The organism is Nocardioides sp. OK12 (genome assembly GCF_024341885.1).
Classification (GTDB): Bacteria; Actinomycetota; Actinomycetes; order Propionibacteriales; family Nocardioidaceae; genus Nocardioides; species Nocardioides marinisabuli.
The window spans coordinates 45166-60823 of sequence record NZ_BNET01000003.1; the positions used below are offsets into that span (position 1 = coordinate 45166).

Below are 15658 nucleotides of genomic sequence, written 5' to 3' on the forward strand. Positions count from 1 at the left end.
CGCCATGGACCTCTCACTGAGCGACGAGCAGCAGGCCTTCCGGTCGCTGGCCCGTGACTTCCTCGACCGGGAGGCCGTGCCGCACCGCGTCGAGTGGGACCGCGCCGAGTCCGTCGACCTCGCGATCGTGCCGAAGATGGCCGAGATCGGCTTCTTCGGCCTCACCATCCCCGAGGAGTACGGCGGCCTCGGCGGCGACTACGTGACCTACTCGCTGGCCATGGAGGAGCTCGGGCGCGCCGACTCGGCGCTGCGCGGCATCGTCTCGGTCTCCAGCGGCCTGGTCGGGAAGTCGATCCTCTTCCACGGCAGCGAGGAGCAGAAGCAGGAGTGGCTGCCGCAGCTGGCGGAGGCCACCAAGCTGGGCTGCTTCGGGCTCACCGAGCCCGACGTGGGCTCCGACGCCGGCAACCTGACCACGCGGGCCCGCCGCGACGGCGACGACTACGTCATCGACGGCCAGAAGCTCTACATCACCAACGGCACCTGGGCCGACGTGGCGCTGGTCTTCGCCCGCACCGGCGGCGACGGGCCACGCGGCATCTCCGCCTTCCTCGTGCCCACCGACTCCCCCGGCTTCGAGGCCCGCGAGATCAAGGGCAAGCTCGGCCTGCGCGGCCAGGCCACCGCCGAGCTTTTCCTCGACGGGGTGCGGGTGCCGGCCTCGGCGATGCTCGGCGAGGAGGGCAGCGGCTTCAAGATCGCGATGAGCACCCTCGACAAGGGCCGCCTGGCCGTGGCCTCGGGCTGCGTGGGCATCGTCCAGGGCTGCCTGGAGACGGCGGTCGAGTACGCCACCTCGCGCACCCAGTTCGGTCGTCCGCTGGCCGGCTTCCAGCTGGTGCAGGACATGATCGCCGACATCTCGCTCGACGCCGACGCCGCCCGCCTGCTGGCCTGGCGCTGCGCCGACCTCATCGACCGCGGCGAGCCCTACGGGGTGGCGGCCTCGAAGGCCAAGCTCTTCGCCTCCGAGGCGGCGGTGCGCGCGGCCAACAACGCGCTGCAGGTGCACGGCGGCGCCGGGTACGTCGACGAGTACCCGCCGGCCAAGTACCTGCGCGACGCCCGCGTGATGACGCTCTACGAAGGCACCAGCCAGATCCAGAAGCTGCTCATCGGTCGCCACGAGACCGGCATCAGCGCCTTCGTCTGAGCCGCAGCAGCCCCGCTCCCCAGCACCGCACCCACCCGACCGCGCCACCAGGAGGACCACCCGTGCCGATCGACCCGCAGCTCGCCACCCTGCTCACCTTCCTCGAGCAGGCCGGCACCCCGCCGATGCACGAGGGGACGGCCGACGAGGCGCGCGCCGGGTTCCGCACCCTGGCCGTCGACCTGCGCGACCCGTCGGTGCTGCCCGAGATGGCCTCGGTCGAGGAGGTCCGGCTCCCCGGCGGCGCCGCGGCCCGCCCGGGCCGGGTCTACCGGCCGGTCAGCGACCTCGACCGGCTGCCCACGGTCGCGTTCTTCCACGGCGGCGGGTTCGTCATCGGCGACCTCGACACCCACGACCTGACCTGCCGGCTGATCGCCGCGCGCTGCGAGGCCGTCGTCGTCTCGGTCGACTACCGCCTCGCCCCCGAGCACCCCTTCCCCGCCGGGCTCGAGGACGTGCTGGCCGCCTCGCACTGGATCCACGACCACCTCGCCGACCTCGGCGGCTCCGAGGCGATGGGCGTGGCCGGCGACTCCGCCGGCGGCAACCTCGCCGCGGTCACCGCGCAGGTGCTGCGCGACGAGGGCCGGGCGCTGGCCGGGCAGCTGCTGATCTACCCCGTCACCGACTCGGCCGGCTCCTACCCCTCGCACTCCGAGAACGCCGAGGGCTACTTCCTCGACGCCGCCACCATGGCCTGGTTCGGCGCTCAGTACGTCGGCGACGCCACCGACCTCGACCCCGCCGACCCGCGCCTCTCGCCGCTGCACGGGAACCTCGACGGCCTCGCCCCGGCCGTGGTGGTCACCGCCGAGCTCGACCCGCTGCGCGACGACGGCAACGCCTACGCCCGTGCCCTCGAGGCCGCCGGCGTCCCGGTGCAGCACGAGGTCTTCCCCGGCCTCATCCACGGCTTCGTCGACATGGGCCGCCACTCCGAGGCCGCCGACAAGGCGGTCGAGGACACCCTCGCCCTCTTCCGCCCCCTCCTGCACCCCTGACCCACCGCGAGCCGGCTCGTTCGAACGGGCCGGCTCGGCGCGCGGGTCGAGCAGCGTTGGTCGAGCAGCGAGGGCCGAAGGCCCGAGCGGCGTCGAGAACCCGCGACCACACGGCGTACGGCGGGCAGCGGCACGGCGCAGAGTGGTCACCGACGACACAGCAGAGGGCCACTGACCTGTCGTCCGTGACCACTCCGCGCACGGGACGGCCCGGCGTACGGCGGCGCCCACCTCACCGGGTCTCGACGACGTTCCTCGCTGGCGCTCGTCACTGCTCGACCAACGGGCGGCAACCACACGGCGGGTCTCGACGACCGCTCCGGCTGCGGAGGGTGGGTGGGGGTCAGCGGTCGCGGGCCATCAGTGCCAGCTCGAGCAGCAGCTTGTCGCGGGGGCTGTTCAGGGACCGGCCGGTCAGCTCCTCGATCTGCTTGAGCCGGTAGATGACGGTGTTGCGGTGGCAGTAGAGCTCCTCCGCGGCGTGCGTGGGCGAGCCGTCGTGGCGCAGCAGGGCCGCGAGGGTGTCGAGCAGGGTGCGCGCCTGGGCCTCGGGCTGGGCCAGCAGCGGTCCCAGCGTCTCGCGCAGCAGCAGCGGCGCCACCTGGGGTGACCCGGCGAGCAGCACCTCGGGCAGTCGCTGCGAGACCGCGACGGCGCCCGTGGTGCCGCGCGGCATCGTCTCGGCGGCCCGGGTGGCGAGCTGGTACGCCGACGCGAAGCCGGCCACGCCGTCGGGTGCGACGCAGACCCCGACCCGAGCCAGGACCTGGGGGCCGACAGCCTCGACGAGCTGGTCCTCACCGAGGGTGACCGGGACGGGGTGGGCGACGTCGGCCGAGGCGGCGACGAGCCCGAAGTAGGTGCCGCCGCGCACGTGCCAGCGCACGCTCAGGCCGAGCCGTTCGAGGCGGTCCTCGCTGGGGCCCATGCCGCCGTCGGGCTCGCCGTCCAGCAGGGCCACCAGGCAGCCGACCGGGGCGTCGGGGTCGACGCCGAGCGCGTCGCGCACCTCCGCGGCGTACTCCGGGTCGGCGCCGCGGCCCTCGACGAGCGCGTCGAGCACCGACTGCTGGCGCTGCAGGTCGGCGCGGGTGAGGCGGGCGCTCTCGCGCCGGTAGGAGTCGATGAGCACCGCGGTCTGGACGTCGAGGTTCGACCACACGATGCGCGCGGCGAGCAGCAGCACCGGCTCGTCGCCACGCCCGTCGCGGCGCTGGGAGTCGGCCACCAGCGCCTCCCACAGCATCCGCGCCCCGACCGTGTAGGCGTTGAGCACCAGCTCCAGCGGCACGCCCTGCTGGGCCCGTCGCCGGCCGGTCTCGCGCCACACCTGGACCGCCGCCGAGCTGCCCGCGGGGCGTTGGCCGGTGAGCACCTCCAGGCCGCGCCGGATGTGCACCCGGGTGCTCTCCCGCACGTCGGCACGCATGTCCGGGTCGACCTGGTCGTAGATCGCGGCGTCGCGCTCGAGCAGGGTCAGCGTGATGCTGTCGGCGATGCGGTCGGACTGCTCGACGAGGGGCAGCCAGGCGCGCTGGACGTCCTCCAGGGTGACCCGCCCGGGTCCGACGTCGAGACGCATGACGAGCACGTTCGCACCCATCGCACAAGGAGCGCCAGCGTAAAGGCGGTGAAATGGCGCATCGGCCAACATATTTTGTGCGATGCGCCTAGTGCGCGATCTGTGCGCTGCGACCAAAGTGGTGGACGTCACAGCGGGACGAACGCGTCCGGCTGCCCGTTCCCGGAAGGACCCCATGTCGTCCACACCGTCCGCCGCCACCGGCACGAGGGCCGCAGCCCTGGAGCTCTCTGACGTCACCGTCCGCTTCGGTGGCATCACCGCCCTCAGCGAGGTGGGCCTCTCGGTGCGTCCCGGCTCCGTGCACGGCGTCATCGGTCCCAACGGCGCCGGCAAGACCACGCTGTTCAACGTCGCCTGCGGCTTCGTCACCCCCGACACCGGTCGGATCGTGCGCGAGGGCAGGACGCTCGACAAGCTGGCCCCGCACCAGCTCGCCGGCCTCTCGATGGCCCGCACGCTGCAGGGCCTCGGCCTCTTCGACCGCATCACCGTGCTCGACAACGTCATCGTCGGCGCCGACCGCCACGCCAGCTCGGGCTTCCTCGGCTCGCTGCTGGCCCTGCCCGGCGCGAGCCGCGAGGAGAAGGCGCTGCGCGAGCGGGCGATGGCGGTCCTCGCCGACCTCGGCATCGAGCAGTACGCCGGCCGCTACCCCGCCAGCCTCCCCTACCCGGTCCGCAAGCGCGTCGCCCTGGCCCGCGCCCTGGCGGCCGAGCCGACGCTGCTGCTGCTCGACGAGCCCGCCAGCGGCCTGTCGGCGGCCGAGATGGACGAGCTCGGCGACCTCGTGTCGTCGCTGGGCTCGCGGATGTCGGTGATGCTCGTGGAGCACCACATGGACCTGGTGATGCGGGTCTGCGACGAGATCACCGTGCTGGACTTCGGCAAGGTGATCGCCCACGGCACCCCCGACGAGGTGCGCAACGACCCCGCCGTGCTCGCGGCCTACCTGGGCGACGAGGTGACCCACTGATGCTGACCCTCGACCGTCTCACCGCCGGCTACGGACCCGTGACCGCGCTGCAGGACGTCTCCTTCACCGCCGGCAAGGGCCAGATCACCGCCGTGCTCGGCGCCAACGGCGCCGGCAAGACGACGCTGCTGCGCACCGTCTCGGGCCTGCACCGTCCCGAGTCCGGCACCATCTCCCTCGACGGCCAGCCGTTGCGCAAGGTCACCGCCGAGCAGATGCCGGCGCTGGGCATGGTGCACGTCCCCGAGGGCCGCGGTGTGATCACCGAGCTCACCATCGAGGAGAACCTGCGCCTCGGCGGCCTGGCGAAGGGCGGCAAGTTCCGCTCCGAGGACCTGCAGCGCGTCTTCGACCTCTTCCCCGTGCTGGCCGACCGGCGCGCGGGCCTGGCCCACACCCTCTCGGGCGGCGAGCGGCAGATGCTGGTCATCGGCCGGGCCCTGATGTCGGAGCCCCGGCTGCTGCTGCTCGACGAGCCGTCGCTGGGGCTGGCGCCGCGCATCGTGGCCCAGATCTTCGACCTGCTGCGCGGGCTCGTCGACGACCAGGGCCTCAGCGTCCTGCTGGTCGAGCAGAACGCCCGCAGCGCCCTGTCGGTCGCCGACCACGGGATCGTCCTCAACCTCGGCCGCGTCGTGGCCGACGAGGCCGCCTCCGTCCTGGCCGCCGACGACCAGCTGCGCCACGCCTACCTCGGCTTCTGACCGCACCGCCCACCCCAAGAACGGAGATCGACGTGCAACAACTCGTGAACACCGCCCTCGGCGGGCTCACGCTCGGCGCCGTGTACGCCGCGTTCGCGCTGGCGCTGGTGCTGATCTTCCGGTCCACCCGGATCGTCAACTTCGCCCAGGCACCGATGGCGATGGTGACCACCTTCATCGCACTGACCCTGATCGACGCCGGCTACTCCTACTGGATCGGCTTCGCCGCCGCCCTCCTGGCCGGCCTGGTGCTCGGCGCGGTGATCGAGCGGGTGATCATCCGCCCCGTCGAGGACAAGCCCGAGATCAACGCGGTCATCCTGACGCTGGGTCTCTTCATCACCCTGCACGCGCTGGCCGCGGTCATCTTCGGCAACCGCTTCCGCTCCTTCCCCGCCCCGTTCGGGCTGCGCGGCCTCGAGGTCGGGGGCACCACCATCCGGCTCACGACCTCCGGCATCTTCACCATCGCCGCGGTCGCGACGGTGATGGTGCTGCTGCTCCTGCTCTTCCGCTACACCGACGTGGGTCTGCGGATGCGCGCCTCGGCGTACAACCCCGAGGTCGCGCGCCTGCTGGGCGTGCGGGTGGGCCGGATGCTCACCCTGGGCTGGGCCCTGGCCGCGGTGGTCGGGTCCCTCTCGGGCCTGCTGATCGCCAGCGGCGGCCTGGTGCACCCCGGCTACATGGACTCCATCGTCGTCTACGGCTTCGTCGCCGCCGTGCTCGGCGGGCTCGAGAGCCCCGTCGGTGCCGTCGTCGGCGGGTTGACCCTGGGCCTGTCGCTGAGCTTCGTCAGCGGCTACCTCGGCTCCGAGCTGGTCGCCCTCGCCGCCCTGCTGATCCTGATGCTCGTGCTCACCCTGAGGCCCGGCGGGCTCTTCGCCGTCGCCTCCGCCAGGAGGGTCTGATGAACCGCTTCCTCGACGTGTGGCGCCACTCGGTGCTGGGTCGCCACCTGCTCACCGCCGTCCTCGGCCTGCTCGTGGTGATGGTGGTCCTCGAGGGCGTCAGCGACTTCCGCGCCCTCCAGCTGGCCGCCATGGCCTACCTCGGCATCGCCGCCGGCGGCCTGACGGTGCTCACCGGCATCAACGGCCAGATCTCCCTGGGCCACGGGGCACTGATGGCCTTCGGCGCCTACACCACCGCGCTGCTGCTCGACGACCCGACCGGCTCGATGCCGATCTCGCTGGTCGTGCTCGCCTCGACGGTCGTGGCGCTCGTCGTGGGCACCGCCGTCGGCGTGGCCGCCGCCCGCCTGCACGGGCCCTACCTGGCCGGCGCGACGCTCGCGCTCGCCATCGCCGTGCCCGGCATCGCGCTCTACTTCCGTGACTTCCTGGGCGGCGAGCAGGGTCTGCGGGTCTCGCTGCCCGAGGTCCCGACCTGGGCGCTCGACCTGGAGTACCTGGTCACCGGCACCGAGATGTCGCGCAGCCAGTACGTCGCCTACCTGGGCTGGATCACCCTCATCGTCACCTTCGTGCTGCTGGCCAACCTGGCCCGCGGCCGGGTCGGTCGCCGCTGGCGCGCGGTGCGCGACGACGAGGTCTCCGCCGAGCTCGCCGGCATCCGGCTGGGCCGGGCCCGCATCTCGGCGTTCATGGTCAGCGCGGCCGCGGCCGGCGCCGCCGGCTCGGTCCTGGCCATCACCGCCCGGCTCGCGGCCCCCAGCGGCTTCACGATCGTGCTCAGCCTGACGCTGCTCACCGCCGTGGTCCTCGGCGGTCTCGGCTATCTGTCCGGCGCCCTGATCGGTGCCGGCCTGCTGACCTTCCTGCCGCCGTTCGTCACCCGCATCGGCGGCGACGCCGGGCTCTCCGACATCCGCGCCGCCGAGCTGGCGCCGCTGGTCTACGGCCTGGTGATGGTCCTGGTCATCCTCCTGGCCCCGGCCGGCCTGGTCGGCACCACCAAGATGTCGCTGGCCACCCGCCGGGCACGGCGCCAGATGGCCGCCGCCGGCGGCGCCACGTCCCCCGACTCCCCCGACCGCAACGACTCCCCGCACGACCCGCACCACAGCACCACCGAGCCCGACCCCGGCAAGCCCTCGGCATCCGGGTCCACCACCTCGAAGGGAAGTACACGATGAAGGCACGACTGCTGGCCCCCGTGGCCGGCCTGCTCACGGCCACCATGGTCCTGGCGGGCTGCGGCGCCGGAGGCGACCGCGAGAGCGACGGCGGCAGCGACGGCGGGGGCGCCTCCGACGTCGGTGTCACCGAGGACACCGTCACCGTCGGCGGCCACTTCCCGCTCACCGGTGTCGCCGCGCCCGGCTACAGCGAGATCCCCACCGGCGCCCAGGCCTACTTCGACTTCGTCAACGCCGCCGGCGGCGTCAACGGCCGCCAGATCGAGTACATCGTCAAGGACGACGGCTACAACCCGACCAACACCAGCCAGGTCACCAACGAGCTGGTCCTCCAAGACGAGATCTTCGCGATGGTGGGCGGCCTCGGCACCCCCACTCACAGCGCCGTCGTCGACTTCCTCAACTCCGAGGGCGTGCCCGACCTGTTCGTCTCCTCGGGCTCGCTGCAGTGGGGCGACGACGTCGAGTCCAAGCCCTACACCTTCGGCTGGCAGCCCGACTACGAGATCGAGGGCAAGATCATCGGCCAGTACATCGCCGAGAACATGCCCAAGGCGAAGGTCGGGCTGTTCCTCCAGGACGACGACTTCGGCGAGGACGGCGAGAAGGGTGTGCGCCAGTACCTCGACAAGCAGATCGTCGGCGTGGAGCGCTACACCTCCGGCAACACCGACGTCGGCCCGCAGGTGGCCGGTCTCCAGGCGGCGGGCGCCGACCTCGTGATCGCGTTCAACACCCCGTCGTACACCGCGCTGACCCAGCTCACCTCGCTGGCCCTCGGCTACGACCCGACCTGGTTCTACTCCAACGTCGGCTCCGACCCCCAGCTCGTCGGCTCGCTGCTCAACCGCTTCTCCGAGGGTGCCGTCGAGGGTGACAACAGCGCGCTCAACGGCGTGCTCACCACCGAGTACATCCCCGGCGTCGACGCCGCCGACGACCCGTGGGTCCAGCTGTGGCAGAAGGTCTGGGACCAGGAGGGCGAGGGCGGTGAGCTGACCAACTACCGGATCTACGGCATGTCGCAGGCCTACGCCTTCGTGCAGGCCCTGCAGGCCGCCGGCGAGGACCTGACCCGCGACGGCCTGGTCGAGGCAGTCGAGTCGTTCGAGGACATCGAGGGCCCGCAGCTGGCGCCGTTCCGCTTCAGCGCCGACAGCCACATGGGCATCTCCGGCATGCGTGTCGTGGAGCTCCAGGGCGGCAAGGCCGAGGAGCTCACCCCGGTGCTCGTCAGCGACATCGGCGACGCCCCCATCGAGGAGGACTCCTCCGACCAGGCCAACGACGCCCCGCCCGAGAGCGGTGTCCCGGACGCCGGCTGATCCGCACCACCCAGAGCACCACTACGAGCACCACCCAGGGCACCACCACTGACGGCGGCGCCCGGTCCCTCGCGGACCGGGCGCCGTCGTCGTGCTTGGATGGCTCGGTGCCCCACGACTGGAACCGGCTGCTGCAGACCACCACCGAGCGGCTGGCCGGGCTCGTGGACGACGCCGACCCGGCCGCACCGGTGCCGGGGTGCCCCGACTGGTGCGCGGCCGACCTGGTCGAGCACGTCGGCGGGGTCTACCAGTGGGCCGCCCACGTGGTCCGCACCGGCGACCCCGAGGTGCACCCCGTGCCGGCGCCCACCGACCTCGGCGAGCTGCCGGTCTGGTTCCGCGGCCACGTCGACGAGCTGGTGCGGGTGCTGACCGGCACCGACCCCGACCAGGAGACCTGGACCTTCGGCCGCGGCCGCGGCACCGCCGGCTGGTGGACCCGCCGCCAGACCCTCGAGACCACGCTGCACACCTTCGACCTGCTCGACTCGCAGGGCCGGGCCGGGGAGTGGGACGTGCCGGCACCGTTGGCCTGGGAGGCCGTGCGCGAGGTGGTCACCCTCTTCTACCCCCGCCAGCTGCGGATGGGACGCATCGACCCGCTGCCGGGCACCCTGCTGCTGACCCCCACCGACCTCGACGACGAGCCGGTCGCCGTCGGCGACGGGCGCCCCGTGGTCGAGCTCAACGCCCCTGCGGGCGAGCTAGCGCTGCTGGCCTACCGGCGTCGTACCAGCGACGACCCCGCCGCAGCGGCGCTCCTGGCGCTCGGGCTCACTCCCTGACGGGTCCGGCGCCCACGTCCGCCGCGCGCCGGGTCTCCAGCACCCGGAAGCCCTTGGCGCTGGCGAGCCGGGTGGTGGGCCAGCCCTGCTCGCCGAGCCAGCGCTGCAGCGAGTCGCCGCCGAGGTTCTTGCCCACGACCATCACCGCACGACCGCCCGGCGCGAGCCGCGGCAGCCAGGTCAGCAGCAGCTCGTGCAGCGCCTGCTTGCCGATCCTGATCGGCGGGTTCGACCAGATCTCGTCGTACGCCGCCTCCGCCGGCACCTCGTCGGGCAGCAGTGCGGCGTAGCGCTCGGCGACCCCCAGCGACCGGGCGTTCTCGCGGGCCAGCAGGAGGGCGCGCTCGTTGACGTCGACGGCGTCGACCTGCGCCGTGGGGGCCGCGACGGCCGCCGCCAGCCCGATGACGCCGTAGCCGCAGCCCAGGTCGAGCAGCCGGCCGCCGGTCGGCGGCGGCGTCTCGCGGAACAGCACGGCGGTGCCGACGTCGAGGCGGCCCTGCGCGAAGACGCCCGAGCCGGTGACCAGGTCGAGGTCGTGGCCCCAGACCGACACCGTGACCGGGGCCCGCTTGAAGGGCACCGACGGGTCGGCGGTGAAGTAGTGCTCGTCGCTCACGCCGTCTCCTCGGGGCTGTGCCTGTGCTTGATCGGGTGGGGCTCGCGCGGGTGGGGCTCGGGCAGCGCCGCCCGCCGCGCGCGCGTCTGGTCGGCGCGCTCGGCCAGCTCGTCGTCGCCGGGGTAGGCCACCTCCTCGAGGGTCAGCCCGTGCGCGTGCGCGACCGCGACCTGCGGCTGGCGCTCGCGGGAGAGCAGCACCTGGGCCGGCCACTCCACCGGGCGCCGCCCCTCCCCCACGGTCAGCAGGCAGCCCACCAGGGCGCGCACCATGGAGTGGCAGAAGGCGTCGGCGCGCACGCTCGCCTCGACCAGCCCGGTCGGGGTGCGCCGCCAGTCGAGGTCGAGCAGGGTGCGCACGGTGGTGGCGCCCTCGCGGCGCTTGCAGAACGCGGCGAAGTCGTGGTGCCCGACGAGCGCGGCCGACCCGGCCGCCAGCAGCCCGACGTCGAGCGGGCGCGGCCAGGCCAGCACGTGGTGGCGGGCCAGCGGGTCGAGGCTCTCGGCGCGGTCGGCGACCCGGTAGGTGTAGCGGCGCCAGGTCGCCGAGAAGCGGGCGTCGAAGCCCTCCGGCGCCCGGCTCACGCGTCGTACGACGACGTCGGGCGGCAGGATCCCGTTGAGCCGGCGCACCAGCGCCTCCAGCGGCGGCGCCGGCGAGCGGCCGGCCGAGGCGGTGACCGCCTGCTCGTCGACGTCGGCGTGCAGCACCTGGCCGCGCGCGTGCACGCCCGCGTCGGTGCGCCCGGCGCAGACAACCGGCACCCGGGCGCTGCCCGGCGGGTCGTCGTCACGCACCCCGACGCGCAGCGCGACGGCCAGGGCCGTCTCGACCTCGTGCTGGACGGTGCGCAGCCCCGGCTGGGTCGCCCAGCCCCGGAAGTCGGTCCCGTCGTAGGCGAGGTCGATCCGCAGGCGCACCCGCCCATCCTCTCCTCAAACCAGCTCGGCGCGGTACGGCGGGTCGGCGCCGGGGCGCGAGACGGTGATGGAGGCGGCGTGGGCGGCGTGGGCCAGCAGCCGCTGGACGACCTCGGGCGCCAGCGCCGGGAGGCGGCCGCCCAGGAGGCCCTCCTCGGCGAGCCCGTCGACGAGGGCGGCGGCGAAGGTGTCGCCGGCCCCGATCGTGTCGGCGACCTCGACGCGGCGCGGCGCCACCGTCACCTCGCGCTCGTGGTCGAACCAGGTCGCGCCCTCGGCCCCGCGGGTCAGCACCACGACCGACGGACCCATCGTCAACAGCCGGGCGGCCGACCGCTCGACCGTGAGGTCGGGCCAGAGCAGCTCGACGTCCTCGTCGCTGACCTTCACCAGGTCGGCGAGCGCCACGACGCTCTCGACCCCGGCCACCACGTCCGGCCCCGTGCCGGTCACGGCCGCACGCACGTTGACGTCGTAGGAGACGGTGGCGTGCTCGCGCAGGCGGTCGACCAGCGCGCGGACGGTGCCGGCGCCCGGCTCGATCACCGCGGAGAAGGAGCACACGTGCACGGCCGCCGGGGCGGGATCGGTGGGCACGTCGCCCAGCCGCCAGTCGAGGTCGAACTCGTAGGACGCCGCGCCGTCCGCGCCGATCGTCGCGGCGGCCGTCGAGGTCCGCTCGACCACGTGCGGGTCGAGCGCCAGCGCCACGCCGGAGCCCCCCAGGTGCTCGGCGAGCATCCGGCCGTGCGCGTCGTCGGCGTACGACGTGGCGAAGCGGACCGTGCGGCCCAGGCGGGCCAGTGCCACCGCGACGTTGGCCGCGCTCCCCCCGGGGTGCTCGCCGACCGACCCGTCGGCGGTGCGCACCACGTCGACCAGCGCTTCCCCGACCACCATCACGTCCCTGTCCATAGCGCGGGTCTACCACGCCGGGACGTCCGCGACCACCTCGGTCACCGCCAGCCTAGGGTTCGGGCATGACCGTGCGACCGCTCGACCCGTCGTCCGACGAGGCGCCCTTCGAACAGCTGCGGCGCCAGGTGGCCGCCCGCGCAGCCTCGGGCGACCTGGCGCCCGGCACGAGGCTGCCGACGGTGCGGGCGCTGGCCGAGCAGCTGGGCGTCGCGGCGGGCACGGTGGCGCGCGCCTACCGCGAGCTCGAGGCCGACGGGGTGGTGGCGACCGAGGGCCGCCGCGGCACCTTCGTGGCCTCGGCCGCGCAGGCGGGCTCGGGCGACGCCGAGCGGGCCGCCGCCGAGTACGTCGCTGCGCTGCGCCGCCTGGGTCTCGGCGTGGGCGACGCGCTGCGCCTCGTCGAGCGCGAGTGGTCGCGGTGAGCGAGCACCGCCCGCGCCGCTACGTCGTGGTCGGGGTGGGTGCCGTCGGCGGCGGCGTCGCCGCGCTGCTGCACGAGGCCGGCCTCGAGGTCACCGCCGTGGCCCGCGGCGAGCACCTGGCCCGGCTGCGCGCCGAGGGGCTGCGCCTGGCCGTCGGCCACGACGAGCGAGTGGTGCGCCTGCGCACGGCCGCCGGCCCGGCCGAGGTCGCGTGGCACGACGACACCGTGGTCCTGCTCGCGGTGAAGTCCCAGCAGACCCAGGCGGCCCTGGCCGACCTCGCCGCCCACGCGCCCCCCGGTGCCCCGGTGGTGTGCCTGCAGAACGGCGTCAGCAACGAGCGCGCCGTGCTGCGCCACTTCGCCGCGGTGCACGCCGTGACCGTGATGATGCCCGCCAGCCACCTCAGCCCCGGCCAGGTCGTCCTGCACTCCCTGGGCGCCCCGGGCCTGCTCGACATCGGCTCCTACCCCGCGGGCGTCGACGCGGTCGACGAGGCCGTCGCCGCCGACCTGCGCAGCGCCGGCTTCGAGAGCGTGCCCCGCCCCGACGCGATGGCCTGGAAGCACCGCAAGCTGCTGGTGAACCTCGGCAACGGCGTCGACGCCGCCTGCCAGGACGGACCCGCTGCCGAGCGCCTGGTCGAGCTGGTGCGCGAGGAGGGCGAACGGGTCCTGCACGCGGCCGGCGTGCCGGTGGTCAGCCGCGCCGACGACCTCGCCCGGCGCGGCGAGCTGCTGCGCCCGCTGGTGCGCCGCGACGAGGCGGGCTCGTCGACCTGGCAGAGCCTGGCCCGCCGCACCGGCGACGTGGAGGTCGACCACCTCAACGGCGAGATCGTGCTCCTGGGACGCCTGCACGGGGTCGCGACGCCGGCCAACGAGCTGGTGCAGCTCACCGTGAACCGGCTGGCCCGCGAGGGCTCCGCGGCCCGGCTGCTCGACGCCGCCGACCTGCTGGCCCGGCTCCCCGGCGCCGGCTAGAAGTCGTCGCCGCTCTCGTGCCGCTGCCCGCCCTGGCCGCCCCGCCTGCGCAGGTGCACGCGTCGGGCGAGACGGATGGCGGGCCTGATGCCCAGCTGGGCACTGCCGATCACGAAGAGCCAGGTGCCGGCGTACGCGGTCGACTCCTGGAAGAACAGGATGCTGCCGATCAGGAACCAGAGCGCGATGAGCAGGTCGTTGGCGATGCTCGCGACCTCGTAGCGGTCGCGCAGGACCACTTCCTCGCTGGTTCCGGGGACGTGCAGGGCCATCTCTCCTCCTGGTGCGTGCCGGGGGCGGGAACGACGACGACCCGCCCGAGGAGCTCGGGCGGGTCGTCGGCGGTGCGGGTCAGGACTTGGTGTCGTCCTCGTCGGCGACCTCGGCCTCGGCGACCACGGACTCCTCGGGGGAAGCCTCCTCGGTCATCTCGGTCGGGGTCTCCTCGACAGCGGTCTCCTCGGCGGGGGTCTCCTCGGCGGGAGCCTCCTCGGCGGGGGTCTCCTCGGCCGCCGGGGCGGCCGGGGCGGGCTTGGCCGCCTTAGGGGTGGCGCTGTAGGCCTCGGTGACGAGCTCGATCACGGCCATCGGCGCGTTGTCGCCCTTGCGGGGGCCGATCTTGGTGATGCGGGTGTAGCCGCCGGGACGCTCCGAGAAGGTCGGGGCGATCTCGGTGAAGAGCACGTGCACGACACCCTTGTCGCGGATGGTCTTGAGGACCTCGCGACGGTTGTGCAGGTCGCCCTTCTTGGCCTTCGTGATCAGCTTCTCCGCCCACGGACGCAGGGCACGGGCCCGCGACTCGGTGGTGGTGATCCGGCCGTGCTCGAAGAGCTGGGTGGCCAGGTTCGCCAGGATCAGGCGCTGGTGGGAGGGGCTGCCGCCGAGGCGGGGACCCTTGGTGGGCTTGGGCATCGTTCTCTCTCTTCTCTCCGGCCGTACCAGGTACCGGGGTAGACGGTCGGCGGTCGCCGACCGGTTTGGGCGGGACCGGGGGCGCGGGCGCCCCCGGTCTCACCAGGTCAGTACTGCTCGTCCTCGACGAACGCGTCGTCGTCGTCGTCGCCGTACGCCGCGAGGGCGGCGTGCGGGTCGAAGCCGGGCGCGCTGTCCTTGAGGGACAGGCCCATCTCGACCAGCTTGGCCTTGACCTCGTCGATCGACTTCGCACCGAAGTTGCGGATGTCGAGGAGGTCCTGCTCCGAGCGACCGATGAGCTCACCCACGGTGTGGATGCCCTCGCGCTTGAGGCAGTTGTAGGAGCGGACGGTCAGCTGCAGGTCCTCGACCGGGAGGGCGAGGTCGGCAGCCAGCTGCTCGTCGACCGGCGAGGGGCCGATGTCGATGCCCTCGGCCTCGACGTTCAGCTCGCGGGCCAGGCCGAAGAGCTCGACCAGGGTCTTGCCGGCCGAGGCGATCGCGTCGCGGGGACGGATCGAGGGCTTGGTCTCGACGTCGATGACGAGCTTGTCGAAGTCGGTGCGCTGCTCGACACGGGTGGCCTCGACCTTGTAGGTCACCTTCAGCACGGGGCTGTAGATCGAGTCGACCGGCATCCGGCCGATCTCGTTGTCGGCACCCTTGTTCTGCACGGCCGAGACGTAGCCGCGACCGCGCTCGACGACGAGCTCCATCTCCAGCTTGCCCTTGTCGGACAGCGTGGCGATCTTGAGGTCGGGGTTGTGCACCTCGACACCGGCCGGGGGCGCGATGTCGGCGGCGGTGACGTCACCGGCACCGGACTTGCGCAGGTACATCGTGACCGGCTCGTCGTGCTCGGAGGAGACGACGAGACCCTTGAGGTTGAGGATCACCTCGGTCACGTCCTCCTTGACGCCCTCGATGGTCGAGAACTCGTGGAGCACGTTGTCGATCTTGATGCTGGTGACCGACGCGCCGGGGATCGAGCTGAGCAGCGTGCGGCGCAGCGAGTTGCCGAGCGTGTAGCCGAAGCCGGGCTCGAGCGGCTCGATGACGAAGCGCGAGCGGAACTCGTCGACGGTCTCTTCCGAGAGGGTGGGGCGCTGTGCGATGAGCACTGGGTCTTTCCTTTCCGGGCCCACCCACTATTTGACGGGCCCGAACTGCGAGGTGGAAGGAAGATGGAGCGGTGGTGCAGGAGCCAGGCGCTGTCCCGGGCGGGCCCGGGACAGCGCCCGA

General features: G+C 73.3%; 17 protein-coding genes. 10 read left to right on the forward strand and 7 right to left on the reverse strand.

All coding sequences use genetic code 11. From position 1 onward, the window contains the following. The first annotated feature begins 4 nt into the window (after nucleotides 1–4). Both OCU29_RS07410 and OCU29_RS07415 read left to right on the forward strand, forming a co-directional pair. The gene (locus OCU29_RS07410; RefSeq protein WP_261819417.1) at nucleotides 5–1156 is read left to right on the forward strand and encodes an acyl-CoA dehydrogenase family protein; all 1152 of its coding nucleotides are present in this window, start codon (nucleotides 5–7) and stop codon (nucleotides 1154–1156) included. Nucleotides 1157–1218: 62 nt separating this feature from the next. Further along, on the forward strand, nucleotides 1219–2160 hold the full coding sequence (locus tag OCU29_RS07415) for an alpha/beta hydrolase (protein WP_261819418.1): 942 nt from the start codon (nucleotides 1219–1221) through the stop codon (nucleotides 2158–2160). 343 nt (nucleotides 2161–2503) lie between these two features. On the opposite strand, the gene OCU29_RS07420 is transcribed toward OCU29_RS07415, so the two are convergent. Then, nucleotides 2504–3742: a CdaR family transcriptional regulator gene (locus OCU29_RS07420; RefSeq protein ID WP_179614207.1), complete on the reverse strand. Its 1239-nt coding sequence runs from the start codon at nucleotides 3740–3742 to the stop codon at nucleotides 2504–2506. A gap of 175 nt (nucleotides 3743–3917) precedes the next feature. Here OCU29_RS07420 and OCU29_RS07425 point away from each other — a divergent pair, with 175 nt between their 5' ends. The 6 genes from OCU29_RS07425 to OCU29_RS07450 all read left to right on the forward strand — a co-directional run bounded on the left by OCU29_RS07425 (nucleotide 3918) and on the right by OCU29_RS07450 (nucleotide 9636). After that, a complete protein-coding gene (locus tag OCU29_RS07425; RefSeq protein WP_261819419.1) occupies nucleotides 3918–4718 on the forward strand; it encodes an ABC transporter ATP-binding protein in 801 nt (266 codons plus the stop codon). Continuing rightward, entirely contained in the window at nucleotides 4718–5422 is a 705-nt protein-coding gene (locus tag OCU29_RS07430) for an ABC transporter ATP-binding protein (protein ID WP_261819420.1), read from the forward strand. The genes OCU29_RS07425 and OCU29_RS07430 overlap by 1 nt, the downstream gene beginning before the upstream one ends. 44 nt (nucleotides 5423–5466) lie before the next feature. Further along, nucleotides 5467–6333: a branched-chain amino acid ABC transporter permease gene (locus tag OCU29_RS07435; protein WP_258017084.1), complete on the forward strand. Its 867-nt coding sequence runs from the start codon at nucleotides 5467–5469 to the stop codon at nucleotides 6331–6333. Beyond that, complete coding sequence (locus tag OCU29_RS07440) at nucleotides 6333–7520, forward strand: branched-chain amino acid ABC transporter permease (RefSeq protein WP_261819421.1); 1188 nt, start codon at nucleotides 6333–6335, stop codon at nucleotides 7518–7520. The genes OCU29_RS07435 and OCU29_RS07440 overlap by 1 nt, the downstream gene beginning before the upstream one ends. Beyond that, on the forward strand, nucleotides 7517–8848 hold the full coding sequence (locus OCU29_RS07445) for an ABC transporter substrate-binding protein (protein ID WP_179614212.1): 1332 nt from the start codon (nucleotides 7517–7519) through the stop codon (nucleotides 8846–8848). The genes OCU29_RS07440 and OCU29_RS07445 overlap by 4 nt, the downstream gene beginning before the upstream one ends. Nucleotides 8849–8955: 107 nt before the next feature. Further along, nucleotides 8956–9636 carry a maleylpyruvate isomerase family mycothiol-dependent enzyme gene (locus OCU29_RS07450; RefSeq protein ID WP_261819422.1) on the forward strand — a complete coding sequence of 227 codons (681 nt, stop codon included), beginning with the start codon at nucleotides 8956–8958 and terminating at the stop codon, nucleotides 9634–9636. Here the strand turns inward: OCU29_RS07450 and OCU29_RS07455 are convergent. The 3 genes from OCU29_RS07455 to OCU29_RS07465 are packed head-to-tail and all read right to left on the reverse strand — an operon-like array spanning nucleotide 9626 to nucleotide 12090. Beyond that, nucleotides 9626–10255, reverse strand: coding sequence for a class I SAM-dependent methyltransferase (locus OCU29_RS07455; protein ID WP_261819423.1), 630 nt, complete (start codon nucleotides 10253–10255; stop codon nucleotides 9626–9628). The two genes, OCU29_RS07450 and OCU29_RS07455, sit on opposite strands and share 11 nt — an antisense overlap. Further along, nucleotides 10252–11175, reverse strand: coding sequence for a tRNA pseudouridine(38-40) synthase TruA (truA, locus tag OCU29_RS07460; protein WP_261819424.1), 924 nt, complete (start codon nucleotides 11173–11175; stop codon nucleotides 10252–10254). Before truA ends, OCU29_RS07455 begins: the two co-directional genes overlap by 4 nt. Before the next feature lie 15 nt (nucleotides 11176–11190). Continuing rightward, on the reverse strand, nucleotides 11191–12090 hold the full coding sequence (locus tag OCU29_RS07465) for a carbohydrate kinase (protein ID WP_261819425.1): 900 nt from the start codon (nucleotides 12088–12090) through the stop codon (nucleotides 11191–11193). 65 nt (nucleotides 12091–12155) lie between these two features. Here OCU29_RS07465 and OCU29_RS07470 point away from each other — a divergent pair, with 65 nt between their 5' ends. Continuing rightward, nucleotides 12156–12515: a GntR family transcriptional regulator gene (locus OCU29_RS07470; RefSeq protein ID WP_261819426.1), complete on the forward strand. Its 360-nt coding sequence runs from the start codon at nucleotides 12156–12158 to the stop codon at nucleotides 12513–12515. Then, a complete protein-coding gene (locus tag OCU29_RS07475; protein ID WP_261819427.1) occupies nucleotides 12512–13498 on the forward strand; it encodes a ketopantoate reductase family protein in 987 nt (328 codons plus the stop codon). The genes OCU29_RS07470 and OCU29_RS07475 overlap by 4 nt, the downstream gene beginning before the upstream one ends. On the opposite strand, the gene OCU29_RS07480 is transcribed toward OCU29_RS07475, so the two are convergent. The 3 genes from OCU29_RS07480 to OCU29_RS07490 all read right to left on the reverse strand — a co-directional run bounded on the left by OCU29_RS07480 (nucleotide 13495) and on the right by OCU29_RS07490 (nucleotide 15537). Further along, entirely contained in the window at nucleotides 13495–13770 is a 276-nt protein-coding gene (locus OCU29_RS07480; protein ID WP_261819428.1) for a YrhK family protein, read from the reverse strand. The two genes, OCU29_RS07475 and OCU29_RS07480, sit on opposite strands and share 4 nt — an antisense overlap. A gap of 79 nt (nucleotides 13771–13849) precedes the next feature. Beyond that, the gene (gene rplQ, locus OCU29_RS07485) at nucleotides 13850–14413 is read right to left on the reverse strand and encodes a 50S ribosomal protein L17 (RefSeq protein ID WP_179614219.1); all 564 of its coding nucleotides are present in this window, start codon (nucleotides 14411–14413) and stop codon (nucleotides 13850–13852) included. A 107-nt stretch (nucleotides 14414–14520) separates the two neighbouring features. After that, a complete protein-coding gene (locus OCU29_RS07490; protein WP_179614220.1) occupies nucleotides 14521–15537 on the reverse strand; it encodes a DNA-directed RNA polymerase subunit alpha in 1017 nt (338 codons plus the stop codon). Between the last annotated feature and the right edge of the window lie 121 nt (nucleotides 15538–15658).

Coding starts and splice junctions, on each gene's coding strand:
- OCU29_RS07480 (WP_261819428.1), bottom strand. CDS start 13,770: ATGGCCCTGCACGTCCCCGGAACCAGCGAGGAAGTGGTCCTGCGCGAC.
- OCU29_RS07445 (WP_179614212.1), top strand. CDS start 7,517: ATGAAGGCACGACTGCTGGCCCCCGTGGCCGGCCTGCTCACGGCCACC.
- OCU29_RS07440 (WP_261819421.1), top strand. CDS start 6,333: ATGAACCGCTTCCTCGACGTGTGGCGCCACTCGGTGCTGGGTCGCCAC.
- OCU29_RS07425 (WP_261819419.1), top strand. CDS start 3,918: ATGTCGTCCACACCGTCCGCCGCCACCGGCACGAGGGCCGCAGCCCTG.
- rplQ (WP_179614219.1), bottom strand. CDS start 14,413: ATGCCCAAGCCCACCAAGGGTCCCCGCCTCGGCGGCAGCCCCTCCCAC.
- OCU29_RS07420 (WP_179614207.1), bottom strand. CDS start 3,742: ATGCGTCTCGACGTCGGACCCGGGCGGGTCACCCTGGAGGACGTCCAG.
- OCU29_RS07465 (WP_261819425.1), bottom strand. CDS start 12,090: ATGGACAGGGACGTGATGGTGGTCGGGGAAGCGCTGGTCGACGTGGTG.
- OCU29_RS07410 (WP_261819417.1), top strand. CDS start 5: ATGGACCTCTCACTGAGCGACGAGCAGCAGGCCTTCCGGTCGCTGGCC.
- OCU29_RS07470 (WP_261819426.1), top strand. CDS start 12,156: ATGACCGTGCGACCGCTCGACCCGTCGTCCGACGAGGCGCCCTTCGAA.
- OCU29_RS07430 (WP_261819420.1), top strand. CDS start 4,718: ATGCTGACCCTCGACCGTCTCACCGCCGGCTACGGACCCGTGACCGCG.